The sequence below is a fragment of the Xenophilus sp. Marseille-Q4582 genome (genome assembly GCF_916700565.1).
Lineage (GTDB): Bacteria > Pseudomonadota > Gammaproteobacteria > Burkholderiales > Burkholderiaceae_C > Xenophilus.
Map to the genome: position 1 here is coordinate 1 of NZ_CAKAKO010000003.1, position 17,995 is coordinate 17,995.

A 17,995-nucleotide genomic window follows, 5' to 3' on the forward strand; every position below is an offset into this window, starting at 1 on the left:
AACAGGCGGCCTGGAATCGGTACTTCACGCCCTCGGCGGCCTGCGCTGCTGATCCTGTCACTGTCGCGTGTGCCAACGAAGCCGCGCGGGCGCGTAAGCTGTTCGAGGTCCAGTACGCGGCCGGCACGCTGCGATGATCCTCAAGCCACCATGAACGGCGAGTTCGCGGCCACCTCGCGGCCGGTGCCGCGCTCGGCTTCCAGCCGCCGCACCACCAGGCGAAGCCGTTTTACTTCGCGCTCGTGCATGCCTGCTGCCTGGAAGTAGTGGCTGACGAGATTCCCGTGCTCGGCGTCGATGGCGGACATACCCCAACGGGACTCCCAGAACAACGCCAGTTGCGCCGCCCGTGGCGCGCCGCGCCGCCGCCATACCCGCAGCGTCCGAGTTGTCACGCCCAGGTGCCGGGCGATCTGGGCATCGGGCAAGCCCAGGTCATTGCACATCAGGTCAAACGGCGGCAGTCGCGCCGGGGAGGGTCCGCGAAACATGGGCCAAAGCCGCCATCATGGCCCGGATCATCCGGCGCCCACGATTTGACATAAGATACATTGTATTTATTTGAGGCACAGCCGCCGGAAACCTTCTTTTCAGCTCCACCCGGAGTGCCGCTGCTTCTCTGCGAAAATGCGCACCCTATGTTCACCGGCATCATCACCGGCGTGGGGCGCATCGCCGCCGTTCACGACCTTGGCAGTTCCGCCGCCCATGGCAAGCGGCTGCACATTCAAACCCCCGCGGGCTACCTGGACGACGTCGGCCTCGGCGACAGCATCGCGCTCAACGGCGCCTGCATGACGGTCACGTCCTTCGAGCCCGCCGGGCAGACTTTCACCGTCGACATCTCAGCCGAGTCGCTGGACAAGACCGCGGGGCTGGACCGCGCCGACGGCCAGGTCAACCTCGAGAAGGCGCTGCGCGCGCAGGACCGCCTGGGCGGCCACATCGTGTCGGGCCACGTGGACGGCATCGGCCGCGTCAGCCATTTCGAACCGCTGGGCGAAAGCTGGGAACTGCGCGTCGTGGCCCCGGCGGCGCTGGCGCGCTTCCTGGCCTACAAGGGCTCGATCACGGTCAATGGCGTCAGCCTGACGGTCAACCGCGTTGCCGACCTGCCCGCCGGCGGCAGCGAGATCAGCATCAACCTCATTCCCCACACGGTGCAGAACACGGCCCTGGGCCAGTTGTGCACCGGCAGTTCGGTCAACCTGGAAATCGACACCGTGGCGCGCTACGTGGAGCGCATGCTCCAGGCCGGCGTGGTCCCGGGCGCCGGCTCCCCTTCCCTCAACGCATGAACGCTTCCGTCACCCCCCTGCCCACGGCCGCTGCGCCGCAGGGCGCTGCTGTGCATCCCGCCCCGATCTCGCCGGTCGAGGACATCGTGGCCGAGCTGCGCGCCGGCCGCATGGTCATCCTGGTGGACGAGGAGGACCGCGAGAACGAAGGCGACATCGTGATCGCGGCCGACCACATCACGCCGCAGGCGATCAACTTCATGGCACGGCATGCGCGCGGGCTGATCTGTCTGACGCTTTCGCGCGAGATGTGCGAACGCCTGAACCTGCCGCCCATGGTGGCGCGCAACGGCGCCAAGCATGCAACGGCCTTCACGGTGTCCATCGAGGCCGCCGAAGGCGTGACCACCGGCATCTCGGCCGCCGACCGCGCCCGCACCGTGCAGGCCGCCGTGGCTCCGGGCGCGGTGGCCGCGGACCTGGTGCAGCCCGGCCACATCTTTCCGCTGCAGGCCGTGGACGGAGGCGTGCTGATGCGCGCGGGCCACACCGAAGCCGGCTGCGACCTGGCTGCGATGGCCGGCTGCTCGCCGGCTTCCGTGATCTGCGAGGTGATGAACGAGGACGGCACCATGGCGCGCCTGCCCGACCTGCAGATCTTCGCGGCCGAGCATGGCCTCAAGATCGGCACCATCGCGGCCCTCATCGAGTACCGCAGCCGCACCGAGACCCTGGTCGAGCCCGTGGGCGCGCGCGAGATCCGCACGGCCCATGGCGACTTCATGCTGCATGCCTTCAAGGACACGCCGAGCGGCGAGGTGCACCTGGCGCTGGTCCGCGGCGAATGGGCGGCCGACGAAGTGGTGCCCGTGCGCGTGCACGAACCGCTGTCGGTGCTGGACCTGCTCGAGCTCGAACGGCCCATGCATTCCTGGAGCCTGGACGCGGCCCTCGCCCACATCGCCAAGCACGGCAAGGGCGTGGTGGTGCTGCTCAACTGCGGCGAAAGCGGCGCCGAGCTGCTGGCCCAGTTCGAAGGCACGGCCCGCCCCGCCCAGGCCCCGGAGCGCGGCCGCATGGACCTGCGCAGCTACGGCGTCGGCGCCCAGCTGCTGCGCGCCTGCGGCGTGCACAGGATGAAGCTGCTGGGCCAGCCCCGGCGCATGCCGAGCATGGCCGCCGGCTATGGCCTCGAAATCCTCGGCTACATCACCAAAGACTGAGAACAAAGAACGCATGTTTGACGCCAACAAGGGAGCGGCCGGGCCGCTCGACGGCCAAGGTTTGCGCATCGGCATCGTGCAGGCGCGCTTCAACGAGGACATCACCCACGCCCTCGCCTCGGCCTGCATCGCCGAGCTGAAGGCGCTGGGCGTGGCCAGCGAACGCATCCATCACGTGCACGTGCCGGGTGCGCTCGAAGTGCCGGTCGCGCTGCAGGCGCTGGCCCTGCGCGGCGGCTATGACGCGCTGATCGCGCTGGGCTGCATCATCCGCGGCGAGACCTACCATTTCGAACTGGTGGCCAATGAATCCGGCGCCGGCGTGACGCGCGTGGGCCTGGACCACCGGCTGCCGATCGCCAATGCCATCCTGACCACCGAGAACCTCGAGCAGGCGGTGGCGCGCCAGACCGAGAAGGGCCGGGACGCCGCCCGGGTGGCGGTGGAAATGGCCCAGCTGCTGGCGCAGACGAAGGCGGCCCGATGAGCGAGACGCCCCCCTCTCCTTCGCCCTCCTCCGGCCCGGCCGGCAAGCCCGCGGCCCGCGGTGCGCGCAAGCCGGCAGCGGCCCGCTCCGGCCGCTCCCGCGCGCGGGAGTTCGCCCTGCAGGCCCTCTACCAGCACCTGGTCGGCCGCAACGAGGCCGACTCCATCGACGCGTTCACGCGCGACCTGAGCGGCTTCCACAAGGCCGATTCGGCGCACTACGACGCGCTGCTGCACGGCGCCATCGCCGAGCAGGCCGACCTCGACGCGCTGATCGCGCCGCTGCTGGACCGCCCCTGGGCCGAGATCTCGCCCATCGAGCACGCGGTGATGTGGATCGGCGCCTACGAATTCCTGCACTGCCCCGACGTGCCCTGGCGCGTCGTGCTCAACGAGTGCATCGAGCTGGCCAAGGACTTCGGCGGCACCGATGGCCACAAGTACGTGAATGCGGTGCTCAACGGGCTGGCGCCCCAGTTGCGCAAGCTCGAAGTGGACGCCGACCGCGCGGCGGGCCGCATCCGATGAGCACGCCGGCCATGGGTCCGCGGATCGCCCGCCGCGCACAGCGCATCGAGCCCTTCTACGTCATGGAGGTGGCCAAGGCCGCCGGCGCGCTGGCGCAGGAAGTGGCGCAGGGCGAGCGCCCGATGATCTTCCTGAACATCGGCGAGCCCGACTTCACCGCACCGCCGCTGGTGCAGGAGGCCGCCGCGCGCGCCGTGCGCGCGGGCGCCTCGCAGTACACGCAGGCCACCGGGCTGCCGTGGCTGCGCGAGCGCATCAGCGGCTGGTACGCGCAGCGCTTCGGCATCGACGTGCCGGCGCGCCGCATCGTGGTCACGGCCGGGGCCTCGGCCGCACTGCAGCTGGCCTGCCTGGCGCTGATCGAGGCCGGCGACGAAGTGCTGATGCCGGATCCGAGCTATCCCTGCAACCGCCATTTCGTGAGCGCGGCCGAAGGCACGGCGGTGCTGATCCCGACCACGGCCGAGGAGCGCTACCAGCTGAGCGCGGCCAAGGTGGAAGCCGCCTGGACGCCCAAGACGCGTGGCGTGCTGCTGGCCTCGCCCTCCAACCCGACCGGCACCTCCATCGCGCCCGACGAGCTGCGCCGCATCCACGAGGTGGTGCGCGCGCGCGGCGGCATCACGCTGATCGACGAGATCTACCTGGGCCTGTCCCATGACGAGGCCTATGGCCAGAGCGCGCTGGCGATCGACGAGCAGATCATCAGCATCAACAGCTTCAGCAAGTACTTCAACATGACCGGCTGGCGGCTGGGCTGGCTGGTGGTGCCCGACGCGCTGGTGCCGGTGGTCGAACGCCTGGCGCAGAACCTCTTCATCTGCGCGAGCACCATTTCGCAGCATGCGGCGCTGGCCTGCTTCGAGCCCGACAGCCTGGCCGAATACGAGCGCCGCCGCGCCGAGTTCCGCGCGCGGCGCGACTGGTTCATTCCGCAGCTGCAGTCGCTGGGGCTGCACGTGCCCGTGGTGCCCGACGGCGCCTTCTACGCCTGGGCCGACTGCACCGCGGTCGCGCGCGCATGGGGCATTGGCGGGGCCGACGCGAGCTGGGACTTCGCCTTCGAGCTCATGAAGCGTGCGCACCTGGCCGTCACGCCGGGCCGCGACTTCGGCGCCGACCAGACGGGCCGCTTCGTGCGCTTCTCCACCGCCAGCTCCATGGCGCAGCTGGAAGAAGCCGTGGCGCGCCTGAAGGCCTGCGCCGGATGAGCGCCGCCCGGCTGTCCCCAGCAGGGTGCCCGCACCCGCAGTGCGCGGCACGGAGGGCCTCGCCATGAGCCCGCCGCGCGCGGCCGACACCGCGAAGACGGCGGGCGACACCTTCGAGCTGCACCTGCGCGTGTACTGGGAAGACACGGACGCCGGCGGCATCGTCTTCTACGCGAACTACCTCAAGTTCATGGAGCGCGCGCGCACCGAATGGCTGCGCACGCTTGGCGTGCACCAGCGCGCGCTGCGCGAGCAGACCGGGGGCATGTTCGTGGTGAGCGAGACGCAGCTCAAGTACCACCGCCCGGCGCGCCTGGACGACGTGCTGTGCATCACGACGCAGATGCAATACCTGGGCACCGCCTCGATGGTGATGGTGCAGCAGGTGTACCGCCAGCCCGCGCAGGCCGGCGCGCCGCGCGATCTGCTGTGCGGCGGCAGCATCCGCATCGGCTGGGTCGACGCCGAGCGCATGCGGCCGGCCCGCATCCCCGAATCGATCACGGGAACCTTGAGCGCCGTGCGCGGCTCCATGGGGCTGGTGAACGGCCCGGGCCCGGCTTGCGGCCTGTCCGCCGCGCAGCGCGAAGTCCCATTCCCAGTTCCCTAGGGACCGCGGCGGCCGACCGGCGCCGCCCGCGCAGGCGGCGTCGGCGCTCCGCACCGTCCGGACGTTCTTCACTGACACACCATGAATCAAGACCTGTCGATCACCACCCTCCTCCTCCATGCCAGCCTGCCCGTGCAGCTCGTGGTTCTGCTGCTGGTCACGGTCTCGGTGGCCAGCTGGGCAGCCATCGTGCGCAAGTACTTCGCGCTCAAGCGCATGCGGGCCCTGAACGACGAGTTCGAGCGCGACTTCTGGTCGGGCACCAGCCTCAACGAGCTGTTCGCCTCGGCGGCGCAGAACGCCAAGCACGGCGGCCCCATGGAACGCATCTTCGCCTCGGGCATGCGCGAGTACCAGAAGCTGCGCGAGCGCCGCGTGAGCGACGCCGGCACGCTGCTCGACGGCGCCCGCCGCGCCATGCGCGCCAGCTTCCAGCGCGAGCTGGACGCGGGCGAATCCAACCTGTCCTTCCTGGCCACGGTGGGCTCGGTCAGCCCCTACGTGGGGCTGTTCGGCACCGTGTGGGGGATCATGCATGCCTTCACCGGCCTGGCGGCGCTGGAACAGGTGACGCTGTCCACGGTCGCCCCCGGCATCGCCGAGGCGCTGGTGGCCACCGCCATCGGCCTGTTCGCCGCCATCCCGGCCGTGGTGGGCTACAACCGCTTCGCCCGCGAGATCGACCGCATCGCCATCTCGCTGGAGACCTTCATCGAGGAGTTCTCCAACATCCTGCAGCGCAACCTGTCGGCGGCCCCGGGCCAGGGTGTCCCGCCGGCCAACCCCGCGGCCTCGGGCCACTGAGCCGCGCAAGGAGCACACGCCCATGCCCGCCGTATCCGGCCGCGGCCGCGGCCGCCGCACGATCAACGAGATCAACATGGTCCCGTTCATCGACGTGATGCTGGTGCTGCTGATCATCTTCATGGTCACGGCGCCGCTCATCACGCCGAGCGTCATCAAGTTGCCCACCGTGGACCGCGCGAGCAAGCGCGAGGACAAGCCGCTGGAAGTGGTGATCAAGAGCGACTCCGCCGTCCAGTTCAAGCGCGACCCGAGCGTCGGTTCCTCGTCGGGGCTGGAGATCCCCATGGCGCAGATCGGCCAGGCCGTGAAGGCAGCGCAGGACGGCGACGCCCAGCGGCCCGTGGTCATCAGTGCCGACAAGGACGTGAAGTACGAGACCGTCGTTTCGGCCATGAACCAGCTCAAGCGCGCCGGCATCGAGCGCGTGGGCCTGTCCGTCACGGCCACCGGCAGCCCACGCTGATGAGCCTGGCCGCCGACCGCCCCGAGTTCTCGCCGCCGCCGCAGCGCGGCACCCTGCGCGCCGTGGGCATCGCCTTGCTCGCGCATGCGCTGCTCATCGGCGCCCTGACCTGGGGCGTGCGCTGGAAGCGCGAAGGTGGCGATGACGACGCCATCGAGGCCGAGCTGTGGACCGCCACCGTGCAGCGCGCCGCGCAGAGCACGGCGGTGACGCCCCCTCCCCCGCCTCGCCCGCCCCCTGTGCCGGCCCCGAACCCCGCCGCCTCCACCCCCCCGGCGGTGCGCCCCCCCCGCCGGCGCCGCCCGCGCCCGATCCGGACATTGCGCTGGAGCGGGAGCGGCGCCTGCGCGAGCAGCAGGCCCAGCGCGAGCGCGAACAGGAGCGCCAGCGCCAGCAGGCCGAGCAACGCCGCGAGGAAGAGCAGCGCAAGCAGGCCGAGGAGAAGAAGCGCGAGCAGCAGCGCCAGGCCGAAGCCCGCAAGCGCGAGCAGGAAGAGCAGCGCCGCGAAGAGGAACAGCGCAAGCTCGCCGAAGAAAAGAAGCGCGAAGCGGCCGAGAAAGCGAAACAGGCCGCAGCCCAGAAAGAGAAGGAGCGCCAGGCCGCCGCCCAGAAGGCGGCGGCGGACAAGGCCGCTGCCGCGGCCGCGGAAAAGGCCCGCCAGGACCAGCTGGCGCGCCTGCGCGGCATGGCCGGGGGCTCGGCCGAGCAGAATTCCGGACCGCGTTCCGGGCAGGGCCAAGGCCAGGGCGGGCCGTCCGCCGGCTATGCGGCACGCATCGCCGCGGCCGTGCGGCCCAACATCACCTTCGATCCGAGCACCGTGGCCGGCAATCCCTCCGCCGAGTTCGTGGTCAACCTGGCGCCGGACGGCACCATCGTGGGCATCAAGCTCAACAAGTCCAGCGGCAACCCGAGCTGGGACCGCGCGGCCGAGGGCGGCCTGCGCAAGACCGACCGGCTGCCGCGCGACGTGGACGGCCGCATCATCACGCCGCTGATCGTGGAGTTGCGGCCGAAGTAAGCTGGCGGCGGTGCCTGCGAGGCGCGCGCGCCGGCTTCACTCACACCCGGCGGCTGCGCCGCATCCGCCGCCGGCCGGTCGCCAGCACGGGCGCCGCGCCGCCCCCTCTCGTCCGGCATTGGTCCCCGTCCAGGCGTGCTCGGCGGCCGGAGGCGCTGCACGGCGCATGTCCGCGGTCAGGCGCCTCGGCCAGCCGGCCGCGGCCTTCTCACTCGTAGACGATCACCGCCTTGCCCGCGTCCGCCTGCGCGGTCCAGCTCGCGAGCGCGGCATCGGCCGGGAAGAAGCGCGCCGCCTCGCCCAGCTGCAGCTCCACCTGCGCGCCGCCGCGCACCAGCGCCAGACGCACGGGCAGGCCCACGCGCACCTCGCCGGCCTCGGTCTGTTCGCGGCGCGGCTCGAAGTCGCGCACCATGCGCGCGATGTCCGGCAGCTTGCCGTTCACGGCCACCCGCAGGTACTTGCCGTAGCGGCAGCGCGCATCGGCCAGCGAATGCACCTGCTGCGCCACAAAGCGCGGCTCGAAGCCGCCGCGGCCGGGTTGCAGGCGGCCGCTGATGATCACCAGCTCGTCCTCGCGCAGGGCGTCGCGCGCGGCCGTGTAGACGGCTTCGTCGGCCACCACCTCGATGGTGGCGCTCTTGTCGTCGAGCACGAACAGCGCCAGACGGCCGCGCTGGCCATTGATCATGCGCAGGCCGCTCACGATGCCGGCGATGGTCTGCGGCTCGCGGCTGTCGATCAGCTCGTCGATCTGGCGCTTGGCGAACATCCGCACCTCGCGCGCCACCTCGTCGAACAGGTGGCCCGACAGGTAAAAGCCGATGGCCGTCTTCTCGTGCGTCAGCCGCTCCTTCACGCCCCAGGGCGTGACCTCGACCAGCGGCGGCTCCTCGGCGCTGCAGCCGTGCGCGTCGTCGCCGAACATGTCGAACAGGCCGCCCTGGTTGGCGTTGGCTTCCTGCGCCGCCGCATAGTCGAAGGCGCGGTCCAGCGAGGCGACCAGCGCCGCGCGGTCGGGGTTCAGGCTGTCGAAAGCGCCGGCCTTGATGAGCGCCTCCACGGTGCGCTTGTTGATGCGCTGGCGGTCCACCCGCGCCGCGAAATCGAACAGGCTCTTGAAGGGGCCGCCCTCCTCGCGCGCCCGCACGATGGCCTCGATGGCCAGCTGGCCCGTGCCCTTGACGGCACCCAGGCCGTAGCGGATCACCTTGTCGCTCACGGGCTCGAAGCGGTAGTGGCCGCGGTTCACGTCCGGCAGCTCGAAGCTCATGCCGAAGTTCTTGGTCGCGTCCTCGAACAGCACCTTCAGCTTGTCGGTGTTGTCCATTTCCACCGTCATGTTGGCGCAGTAGAACTCGGCCGTGTAGTGCACCTTCAGCCAGCCGGTGTGGTAGGCCAGCAGCGAGTACGCGGCGGCGTGCGACTTGTTGAAGCCGTAGCCCGCGAACTTCTCCATCAGGTCGAAGATCTCGTCGGCCTTCTCCTGGGTGATGCCGTGGGTGGCGAGCGCACCCGCGCGGAACTTCTCGCGGTGCTCGGCCATTTCCTCGGCCTTCTTCTTGCCCATCGCGCGGCGCAGCAGGTCGGCGCCGCCCAGGCTGTAGCCGCCCAGGATCTGCGCGGTCTGCATCACCTGCTCCTGGTAGACCATGATCCCGTAGGTCTCGCTGAGCATCTCGGCCACCGCGGGGTGCGGGTACTCGACCTCCTCGCGCCCGTGCTTGCGCGCCACGAAGCTGGGGATCAGGTCCATCGGGCCCGGGCGGTACAGCGCGTTCAGGGCGATCAGGTCTTCCAGCCGCGTCGGCTTGGCGTCGCGCAGCATGCCCTGCATGCCGCGCGATTCGAACTGGAACACCGCTTCGGTCTTGCCTTCGGAGAACAGCCGGTAGGTGGCGCGGTCGTCCAGCGCGATGTTCTCGTACGCGAAGTTCTCCTGGCCCTTGTGGCGCTTCATGATGAACTCGCGCGCGATCTCCAGGATCGTGAGCGTGGCCAGGCCCAGGAAGTCGAACTTCACCAGGCCGATGGCCTCCACGTCGTCCTTGTCGTACTGGCTCACGGCCGATTCGCTGCCGGGCTGCTGGTACAGCGGGCAGAAGTCGGTCAGCTTGCCGGGCGCGATCAGCACACCGCCGGCATGCATGCCGATGTTGCGTGTCATGCCCTCGAGCTTCTGCGCCATCTCCACCAGCGACTTGACCTCTTCCTCCTGTTCGATGCGCTGCGCCAGCAGCGGCTCGGCCGCGATGGCGTATTTCTCCTTGTCGTCCTCCGACAGGTCGGCCGGCGGGTACTGCAAGGTCACGGGCTTGCCGGGCTTGTTCGGGATCAGCTTGCTGATGCCGTCACAGAAGCTGTAGCTCATGTCCATCACCCGGCCCACGTCGCGGATGGCGGCGCGCGCGGCCATGGTGCCGAAGGTGGCGATCTGACTCACGGCGTTGCGGCCGTACTTGTCCTTGACATAGTCGATGACGCGGTCGCGGTTGCCCTGGCAGAAGTCGATGTCGAAGTCGGGCATCGACACGCGCTCCGGGTTCAGGAAGCGCTCGAACAGCAGGTTGTATTCGAGCGGGTCCAGGTCCGTGATCTTCAGCGCATAGGCCACCAGCGAGCCGGCCCCCGAGCCGCGGCCCGGCCCCACCGGGCAGCCGTTGGCCTTGGCCCAGCGGATGAAGTCCCCCACGATCAGGAAGTAGCCCGGGAAGCCCATCTTGAGGATGGTGCCGATCTCGAACTCCAGCCGCTCCACGTAGCGCGGGCGCTGCGCGTCGCGCTTGGCCGGGTCCGGGAACAGGTGCGCCAGGCGCTCCTCCAGCCCCTCGAAGGACAGCACGCGGAAGTACTTGTCGATGGGCATCGGCACGCCGTCTTCCAGCGGCGTGGGAAAGTCCGGCAGCTGCGGCTTGCCCAGCACCAGCGTCAGGTTACAGCGCTTGGCGATCTCCACCGCGTTGGCGACGGCGCTGGGCAGGTCGGCGAAGAGCCGCTCCATCTGCGCCGCGCTCTTGAAATGCTGCTCGCGCGTGAAGCGCCGCACGCGCCGCTGGTTGCCCAGGATCTCGCCTTCGGCAATGCACACCCGCGCCTCGTGTGCGTCGAACTCGTCGGGCTCCAGGAACTGGATCGGGTGCGTGGCCACCACGGGCAGATTCAGGCGTGCGGCCAGCTGCACGGCGGCACGCACGTGCGGCTCGTCCTCGGGCCGGCCGGCGCGCTGCACTTCCAGGTAGAAGCGATGGGTGAAGATGCCGGCCAGGCGCAGCGCGACCTCGCGCGCGCGCTCGGCGTTGCCCGCGGCCAGCGGCGCGCCCAACGGCCCGGCCTGCGCGCCCGACAGCGCGATCAGGCCGCCATTGAGCTCCTGCAGCCAGTCCCAGCACAGCAGCGGCTGGGTCTGGCCGCGCGGCACGTTCTGCGTCCAGCCGCGCGCCAGCAATTCCGACAGGTTCAGGTAGCCCTCGCGGCTTTGCACCAGCAGCAGCATGCGGCTGGGGGCGGCGTCGGCGTCGATGCCCTCGAGCTGCACTTCGCAGCCCAGCACGGGCTTCACGCCCTTGCCGCGCGCCTGCTTGTAGAACTTGATGGCGCCGAAGAGGTTGTTGAGGTCGGTGATGGCCAGCGCGGGCTGGCCGTCCTTGGCGGCCGCCTTCACCACTTCATCGATGCGGGTGGTGCCGTCGACGACGGAGAACTCGGTGTGCAGGCGCAGATGGACGAACATCGGGGAATTCTAGAAGGCCGCCTCCGCCGCGCGGGGGCGCCGACCCGGTTCCGGCCTGCGGCGGCGGTCCATGCGGCCCGCTCTTGACAAGGCAGGGCCAATGCTGCCCGCTCGGGCCCTGGATGCCGACGAGGCGCTGGCAGATGGACGCCCGGGCCGCGGGCGGCTTTTTACAATCGCCGGGTGAACTCCGTGCTGAACATCTCCGCCTATCTCTTCGTGCCGCTCCCCGATCGGGAGCAACTGCGGCCCCGCCTGTTCGAAGCGGCGCAGGCCCGCGACCTGCGCGGCACGGTGCTGCTGGCGGAAGAAGGCATCAACCTCTTCCTGGCCGGCAGCGCCGAGAGCGTGCGCGGCTTCGTGGAGGAACTGCGCGCCGACCCGCGCTTCGCGGCGCTCGCGCCCAAGGAAAGCTGGTCCGAGCAGCAGCCCTTCCGGCGCCTTCTGGTCAAGCTCAAGCGCGAGATCATCCGCATGAACCATCCGGCCATCCGCCCCGCTGCGGGCCGCGCGCCGGCCGTGGATGCGCCCACGCTCAAGCGCTGGCTGGACCAGGGGCATGACGACGCGGGCAGGCCCGTCGCGCTGCTGGACGCGCGCAACGCGTTCGAAGTGGACTACGGCACCTTCGACGGCGCCATCGACTGGCGCATCGGCAAGTTCACGGAGTTCCCCCAAGCCGTGCTCGCGCACCGCCGCGAGCTGGAAGGCAAGACCGTCGTGAGCTTTTGCACCGGCGGCATCCGCTGCGAGAAGGCCGCGATCTACATGCACGACCTGGGGCTGACCAACGTGCTGCAGCTCGAAGGCGGCATCCTCAAGTATTTCGAGGAAGTGGGCGGCGCCCATTACCACGGCGACTGCTTCGTGTTCGACGGCCGCGAGGCCCTGGCGCCGGACCTGAGCGCGCGCTCGGCGCATGCCAGCGCGCGCGCGTTCGAGGATCCGGACCTGGCCGTGAAGCAGACCTGAGGACGCGCGCGAGGGTCGAACTGCCGTCCGTCCCGTCGGCCCGCAGCCGGCGCGGTCAGCCCTGGGCCCGTTTGTCCGGCGCCACGGCGCTGGTGGAGCGCTCGGTCTTGAAAGGATGGTCGGGCAGCGGAATGAACTCCGTCTCGCCGGGCACGTGGCCCATGCGCTGGGCCTCCCAGTCTTCGCCGGCCTGCAGGATGCGCTCGCGCCGGCTGGAGACGAAGTTCCAGCTCATGAAGCGCGGCCCGTCCAGCGGCGCGCCGCCGATCACCACCAGCCGCCGCGCGCCCTCGGCCGTGATGCGCACGGGCGGGCGCTCCGCGCCGTCCTGCGGCGCGTCCGGCAGCACCCCCATGGTGTGCTGCGCCAGCGCCTCGCCATTGAGCGCCACCTCGCCATCGACCGCGTACACGGCCATCTCGGGCGCCAGCGCAGGCAGCTCGAAAGCCGCGCCTGCGGGCAGCGTGACGTCGAGGTAGAGCGTGGGCATCAGCGTGGGCACGGGCGAGCGCAACCCGAAGGCCTCGCCCACCAGCACGCGCACCGCCGCGCCCTGCAGGTCCAGCGCGGGAATGTCCTGGGCGGCGGTGTGCGAGAAGCTGGGCTCCACCTCCTCGAACTCGCGCGGCAGCGCGCACCACAGCTGCAGGCCGTGGTTCACATAGGTCTCGGTCTTCAGCCCCTCGGGCTTGCGCTCGGAATGCACGATGCCCTTGCCGGCGGTCATCCAGTTGACGGCGCCGGGGCGGATCTCCTGCGCGGTGCCCAGGCTGTCGCGGTGCATCATCGCGCCCTCAAACAGATAGGTCACGGTGGCCAGGCCGATGTGCGGATGGGGCCGCACGTCATGCTGGTCGCCGGGCTTTTCCGTCGCGGGACCGAAATGGTCGAAGAACACGAAAGGGCCCACGGCGCGCCGCTGCGCGGCAGGCAGCACGCGGCGCACCTGGAAGCCGCCGCCCAGGTCCTTGGCGTGCGGGTAGAGCGTGAGAAGGTCGGGCATGGGGCTCTCCGGAGGGTTCGCGTGGGCAGTGGGCATCGTGCGGCGGGCTTTCAGGCCAGCAGTTGCAGCGCGCCGCGCAGGCGCTCGCCGAAGGCGCGGGCCGTCTGCAGGTCGCCGGCCGGCATCTCGGCCGGGCTGGCGTCGGCGGGCGAGGTGGTCATCAGGCCGCCAAAGCCGCCCACGTAGTTGAGCGAATCGCGCGTCGAGGCCTTCTTGTTGCTCGGCACGATGCCCAGGCCGGCCCACAGGCCGCCGTGTTGCATGGCCAACTGCCAGAAGTAGGCGATGGACGCGAACTTGTCGCCGTTCATGGTCGCGCTGTTGGTGAAGCCCGCGAACAGCTTGTTCTTCCAGCCTTCCACGAACCAGACCTTGGACGAGGCGTCGGCGAATTTCTTGAACTGCCAGCTCGGCGCGCCCATGTAGGTGGGCGCACCGAAGACGATCAGGCGCGCCGCGGCCAGTGCTTCCCAGCCGCCTTCGGGCAGGTTGCCGTCGGCGTCGATGGCGATGAGAGGGGCTTCGGCGCCCTCGCCCACGGCCTGCGCCACGCGCTGGGTGTGGCCGTAGCCGGAGTGGTAGACGATGACGATGTCGGACATGCGATTCCTTCCTGAGGCTGATGGATGGCTGCGGCGCGGGGCAGGCTGCGGCGCGGGGCGGGCTGCGGCGGGCCGGCCGCCCTGCCCCGCACATGCTGCGGGTGATGGGCCTTTTTACTTCTTGTCGATGGAGAAGCGGCCCGGGCCGAAGGCCGTGAAGGCCAGCAGGCCGCCGGCGATGGCCAGGTTCTTCCAGAACATCAGCTGGTTGACCATCACCTTGTCGGCCGGCATGGCCCAGTAGTTGTGGAAGAAGAAGGCGGCGGCCAGCGTGAAGATCGCGATCAGCAGTGCGGCCAGGCGGGTCTTGAAGCCCACCAGCAGCAGGATGCCCAGGCCCAGTTCCACCACGATGGCGATCACCGCGCCCACCTGCGGCAGCGGCAGCCCGACCGAGCCGATGTAGCCCACGATGCCGGAGAAGCCGCCGATCTTGGCGAAGCCCGCCGGAATGAACAGCGCCGCCAGCAGGATGCGCCCGACCAGCGCCAGGCCGTCCTGGGTGGGGGTGGTGGAAGAGGTTTGGGTGATGGCCATGACAGACTCCTGAAAAAAGCCAAAAAAGAAAAGAAAAACACCAACGACAACCCGCGCCGCCGCGGGTTCGTTGCCCGCGGCGGCGCATTCAGACCGAAGCTTCGGCCGGTGGGATCACACCGGCCTCAGGCTTCCAGATCGAACACCAGCACTTCGGCGTCCTGCCCGCCGCTCAGCAGCAGCTGCGATTCGCCCGCGATCATCGCCGCATCGCCGCCCGAAAGCGCCTGCCCGTTGACGCTGAGCTGACCGCGCACCAGGTGCACGTAGCTCTTGCGCTCCGGGTCCAGCGCCAGTTCGGCACTTTCGGCGCCGTCGAACAGGCCCGCATAGAGGCGCGCATCGGCGTTCATCGACACCGAGCCTTCGGCGCCATCGGGCGAGGCCACCAGGCGCAGCCGGCCGCGCTTGTCGGCCGCCGGGAAGGACTTCTGCGCGTAGCCCGGCTGCACGCCGCGCTGGCGCGGCAGCAGCCAGATCTGCAGGAAGTGCGTGGTCTTGTCTTTCTCATGGTTGAACTCGCTGTGCATCACGCCGGTGCCGGCGCTCATGCGCTGCACGTCGCCCGGCGGGATCGATTCGATGTTGCCCATGCTGTCCTTGTGCGCCAGCGCGCCGTCGAGCACGTAGCTGATGATCTCCATGTCCTTGTGGCCATGGGTGCCGAAGCCGGCGCCCGCGGCCACGCGGTCTTCGTTGATCACGCGCAGGTTGCCCCAGCCCATGAAGGCGGGATCGTAGTAGCCGGCGAAGGAAAAGCTGTGGAAGGACTGCAGCCAGCCATGATCGGCATAGCCACGTTCCTGGGACTTGCGGATTTGCAGCATGTTGAAATCTCCTGAACGGTGGGCGGCGGGGGTTCCCGACCCAGCTCCACCTTGTGGGCCGCACCGGATGTGCAGCGGATGGAGGAACTGTAGGCCTGCACGGGCCGACCGCGGGTGCGCGGATTCGAAGACATCATTCAAATCATTTGAATGAAAATCTGCGCATGCCCGCCCCCGCCTCCCCCATCCAGCCGCGCGACGTGCTCACGCCCGATTCGCTGGCCATGCTGCAGGCCATCGTGCGCCACGGCAGCTTTGCCGCCGCGGCCCGCGCCCTCGATCTGGTGCCCAGCGCCCTGAGCTACCGCGTGCGCCAGATCGAGGACGCGCTGGACGTGCTGCTGTTCGACCGCAGCGCGCGGCAGGCCCGGCTCACGGCGGCCGGCGCGGAGCTGCTGCGCGAGGCCGGCCGGCTGCTGACCGAGATCGACGCGGTGGCCAACCGCGTGCGCCGCGTGGGCACGGGCTGGGAGCCGCAGCTGACCTTGGCCGTGGACGGCGTGATCGCCCGCGACCCGCTGTACGAGCTGATCGGCGCCTTCTACGCCCAGCAGCCGCCCACGCGGCTCAAGCTGCGCGACGAAACGCTGTTCGGCACCGTGGAGGCGCTGGTGCGCGGCGAGGCGGACCTGGCCATCGGCAGTGTGCTCGACGCCGCCCGGCTCGCGCTCACGGCCTCGGGCATCCAGAGCCGGCCGCTGGGCGAGCTGCCTTTCGTCTACGTGGTGGCGCCGCACCATCCGCTGGCGCGAGAAGCGCAGCCCTTGCCCGATGCCGTGATCCGCCAGCACCGCGGGGTGGTGGCGGCCGATTCGGCGCGCCAGGGCGAAAGCCTGAGCGTGAACCTGGTCGGCGGGCAGGACCTGCTCACCGTGCCCACCCTGCAGGCCAAGCTGCATGCCCAGCTGCACGGGCTGGGCGGCGGCTTCCTGCCCGAGCCCATGGCCCGCCCCTGGCTGGCGGCCGGCCACCTGGTGGAACTGGCGACCGAGCGCGTGCCCCCGCACGGCACCCTGCACTGCGCCTGGCGCAGCCGCGCGGCCGGCCAGCCCGGCCTGGCCCTGCAATGGTGGCTGCAGCAGCTGGACCATGCGGGCACGCGGGAGGCCCTGCTCACGCAGCACCGCGGCCGCTGAACGTGCGCCCGGCCGGCGCGCTGGCGGCCACCTTCAGCCGCCGCGGCTGCGCGCATGCGTCCCGGCGTTCACGGGCAGCAGAGGGTCCAGCCGCGTGTCGCCGTACACACGCATGACCTTGGCGATGATGACCTGGTAGCCCGACAGCCAGCGCTCGTGCGCGGCCTTGGCGCGCAGGTGGCTGGGATGCACCATCAGCTGCTGCAGGTCCTCCAGCGAGTCCCAGTAGAAGACCCGGGAGACCAGCCCGCTCTGGGGGTTCTCCCAGCTTTCCGCACCGAGAAAGCCCGCCAGGCCTTCGGCCACCGCCGTGATCTCGGCATCCAGCGCACGGAAGTCGTCGTCGAGTCGGTGGCGGGCAAAAACGAAGGTGGACGAATACATGAAGACGAGCCGGCGCGCGCAGTACGCGCAGCAGTAGGAACCAAGCCGCAGTGTGATGCAAGAGGAGCTTCTCCTTGCCTCGCGCGGGCAAAAACGCCCGGGGCAACGGTTAGAGTCGGAGCGCACCGACTCTCCTGAACACCATGGCACGCCTGTCCCGTCCTTCGCTCTCTCCCGTTCGCGGCGCGCGCCGCATCGCCGTCATCGGTGCCGGCATCGCGGGGCTGGCTGCGGCCCGCACGCTGGCGCAGGCCGGCTGGGAGGTGGAAGTCTTCGAGGCGCAGGGCAAGGCGGGCGGTCGCCTTGCCGGCGAGGAATCGCGCCATGGCAGCTTCGACACCGGGGCGCAGTACTTCACGGTGCGCGATGCGCGCTTCCAGCGGGCGCTCGACGCCACCGCCGCGCCCTGCAAGCGCTGGAGCGCCAATGCGGTGCGCGTGCTCGATGCGATGGGCCGCGTGGTCGAGGCGGCGCTGCCCACGCGCGAGTCGCACTGGGTGGCCGTGCCGCACATGGGCGCGCTGGCCGCACACTGGGCCGCGCCGCTGGGCGATGCCCTGCACCTGTGCACGCAGGTGGTCGCCCTCGAGGCCGACACGCTGGAGCCCACGCGCTGGCAGCTGCGCACGCAGGGCGAAGCCGACAGCAGCGCCGTGCATGCGGGCTTCGACGCCGTGCTGTGCGCCGTGCCGCCCGGTGCCGCCCGCCGCCTGCTCGAAGCGCCCGCCCCCGCCTTGCATGCCGCGCTGGCCGACGTGCGCATCGCACCCTGCTGGTCGCTGCAGATGGCCTTTCCGCAAGCCAGCCAGCCGGGCCTGCCGCACCTGGGCCCGCAATGGAACTGCGCGCGCTCCACGCACCACCGCGTGGCCTGGGTGGCGCGCGAATCCTCCAAGCCGGGCCGCGGCAGCATCGAGCGCTGGACGGTGCAGGCCAGCGCCGACTGGTCGCGCGAGCACCTGAATGACGACGCGGCGCGCGTGCAGGCCAAGCTGCTGCGCGCCTTTGGCGAGATCACCGGCATCCGTGTCGAGCCGGCCTGGGCGCAGGCGCGCCTGTGGACCGAGGCCAAGACCGAAACCCCGCTGGGCCGCAGCCACCTGTGGGATGCGAACGCCGGACTGGGCGTGGCGGGCGACTGGTGCATCGGCCATCGCGTGGAAGACGCCTTCGTGTCGGGGCTGGAACTGGCTCTGGCCGCAGCCGCCTGAGCGGGG

19 protein-coding genes are annotated in these 17,995 nt (G+C 70.3%); 12 read left to right on the forward strand and 7 right to left on the reverse strand.

Translation table 11 applies throughout. The annotated features are described in order from the left end of the window. Positions 1 to 140: 140 nt before the first annotated feature. Complete coding sequence (locus tag LG388_RS10485; protein WP_225782784.1) at positions 141 to 491, reverse strand: helix-turn-helix domain-containing protein; 351 nt, start codon at positions 489 to 491, stop codon at positions 141 to 143. Between the two features lie 147 nt (positions 492 to 638). On the opposite strand from LG388_RS10485, the gene LG388_RS10490 reads away from it, so the two are divergent. The 9 genes from LG388_RS10490 to tolA all read left to right on the forward strand — a co-directional run bounded on the left by LG388_RS10490 (position 639) and on the right by tolA (position 7,587). Continuing rightward, positions 639 to 1,298 carry a riboflavin synthase gene (locus LG388_RS10490; RefSeq protein ID WP_225782785.1) on the forward strand — a complete coding sequence of 220 codons (660 nt, stop codon included), beginning with the start codon at positions 639 to 641 and terminating at the stop codon, positions 1,296 to 1,298. After that, complete coding sequence (gene ribBA / locus LG388_RS10495; RefSeq protein WP_225782786.1) at positions 1,295 to 2,461, forward strand: bifunctional 3,4-dihydroxy-2-butanone-4-phosphate synthase/GTP cyclohydrolase II; 1,167 nt, start codon at positions 1,295 to 1,297, stop codon at positions 2,459 to 2,461. Before LG388_RS10490 ends, ribBA begins: the two co-directional genes overlap by 4 nt. Positions 2,462 to 2,474: 13 nt before the next feature. Next, entirely contained in the window at positions 2,475 to 2,948 is a 474-nt protein-coding gene (gene ribH / locus LG388_RS10500; RefSeq protein WP_225782787.1) for a 6,7-dimethyl-8-ribityllumazine synthase, read from the forward strand. Then, on the forward strand, positions 2,945 to 3,475 hold the full coding sequence (gene nusB / locus LG388_RS10505; RefSeq protein WP_225782788.1) for a transcription antitermination factor NusB: 531 nt from the start codon (positions 2,945 to 2,947) through the stop codon (positions 3,473 to 3,475). Before ribH ends, nusB begins: the two co-directional genes overlap by 4 nt. Positions 3,476 to 3,486: 11 nt before the next feature. Further along, a complete protein-coding gene (locus LG388_RS10510; protein ID WP_225782789.1) occupies positions 3,487 to 4,686 on the forward strand; it encodes a pyridoxal phosphate-dependent aminotransferase in 1,200 nt (399 codons plus the stop codon). 64 nt (positions 4,687 to 4,750) lie between these two features. Further along, complete coding sequence (ybgC, locus tag LG388_RS10515) at positions 4,751 to 5,296, forward strand: tol-pal system-associated acyl-CoA thioesterase (protein ID WP_225782790.1); 546 nt, start codon at positions 4,751 to 4,753, stop codon at positions 5,294 to 5,296. 81 nt (positions 5,297 to 5,377) lie between these two features. After that, positions 5,378 to 6,100 carry a protein TolQ gene (gene tolQ / locus LG388_RS10520; protein ID WP_225782791.1) on the forward strand — a complete coding sequence of 241 codons (723 nt, stop codon included), beginning with the start codon at positions 5,378 to 5,380 and terminating at the stop codon, positions 6,098 to 6,100. A gap of 22 nt (positions 6,101 to 6,122) precedes the next feature. Beyond that, complete coding sequence (locus LG388_RS10525) at positions 6,123 to 6,566, forward strand: ExbD/TolR family protein (protein ID WP_225782792.1); 444 nt, start codon at positions 6,123 to 6,125, stop codon at positions 6,564 to 6,566. A 166-nt stretch (positions 6,567 to 6,732) separates the two neighbouring features. Continuing rightward, complete coding sequence (gene tolA / locus LG388_RS10530; protein ID WP_225782793.1) at positions 6,733 to 7,587, forward strand: cell envelope integrity protein TolA; 855 nt, start codon at positions 6,733 to 6,735, stop codon at positions 7,585 to 7,587. 208 nt (positions 7,588 to 7,795) lie between these two features. Here the strand turns inward: tolA and dnaE are convergent, their stop codons facing one another. Then, the gene (dnaE, locus tag LG388_RS10535; RefSeq protein ID WP_225782794.1) at positions 7,796 to 11,317 is read right to left on the reverse strand and encodes a DNA polymerase III subunit alpha; all 3,522 of its coding nucleotides are present in this window, start codon (positions 11,315 to 11,317) and stop codon (positions 7,796 to 7,798) included. Between the two features lie 183 nt (positions 11,318 to 11,500). Between dnaE and LG388_RS10540 the strand changes: the two genes are divergently transcribed. Further along, positions 11,501 to 12,289: a sulfurtransferase gene (locus tag LG388_RS10540; RefSeq protein ID WP_225782795.1), complete on the forward strand. Its 789-nt coding sequence runs from the start codon at positions 11,501 to 11,503 to the stop codon at positions 12,287 to 12,289. Between the two features lie 55 nt (positions 12,290 to 12,344). On the opposite strand, the gene LG388_RS10545 is transcribed toward LG388_RS10540, so the two are convergent. From LG388_RS10545 to LG388_RS10560, 4 genes are all read right to left on the reverse strand, one after another. Then, on the reverse strand, positions 12,345 to 13,292 hold the full coding sequence (locus LG388_RS10545) for a pirin family protein (RefSeq protein WP_225782796.1): 948 nt from the start codon (positions 13,290 to 13,292) through the stop codon (positions 12,345 to 12,347). 50 nt (positions 13,293 to 13,342) lie between these two features. Then, on the reverse strand, positions 13,343 to 13,894 hold the full coding sequence (locus LG388_RS10550; protein WP_225782797.1) for a flavodoxin family protein: 552 nt from the start codon (positions 13,892 to 13,894) through the stop codon (positions 13,343 to 13,345). A gap of 114 nt (positions 13,895 to 14,008) precedes the next feature. Beyond that, positions 14,009 to 14,431 (reverse strand): DoxX family protein, encoded by a 423-nt coding sequence (locus tag LG388_RS10555; protein ID WP_225782798.1) that lies wholly within the window; start codon positions 14,429 to 14,431, stop codon positions 14,009 to 14,011. Positions 14,432 to 14,556: 125 nt separating this feature from the next. Then, entirely contained in the window at positions 14,557 to 15,258 is a 702-nt protein-coding gene (locus tag LG388_RS10560) for a pirin family protein (RefSeq protein ID WP_225782799.1), read from the reverse strand. A gap of 164 nt (positions 15,259 to 15,422) precedes the next feature. Here LG388_RS10560 and LG388_RS10565 point away from each other — a divergent pair, with 164 nt between their 5' ends. Continuing rightward, positions 15,423 to 16,394, forward strand: a complete 972-nt coding sequence (locus LG388_RS10565) for a LysR family transcriptional regulator (protein ID WP_225782800.1) — start codon at positions 15,423 to 15,425, stop codon at positions 16,392 to 16,394. 33 nt (positions 16,395 to 16,427) lie between these two features. Here LG388_RS10565 and LG388_RS10570 read toward each other — a convergent pair whose 3' ends face one another. Continuing rightward, entirely contained in the window at positions 16,428 to 16,778 is a 351-nt protein-coding gene (locus LG388_RS10570; protein ID WP_225782801.1) for an antibiotic biosynthesis monooxygenase, read from the reverse strand. 143 nt (positions 16,779 to 16,921) lie between these two features. Between LG388_RS10570 and LG388_RS10575 the strand changes: the two genes are divergently transcribed. Further along, a complete protein-coding gene (locus LG388_RS10575) occupies positions 16,922 to 17,989 on the forward strand; it encodes an NAD(P)/FAD-dependent oxidoreductase (RefSeq protein ID WP_225782802.1) in 1,068 nt (355 codons plus the stop codon). Positions 17,990 to 17,995: the final 6 nt, after the last annotated feature.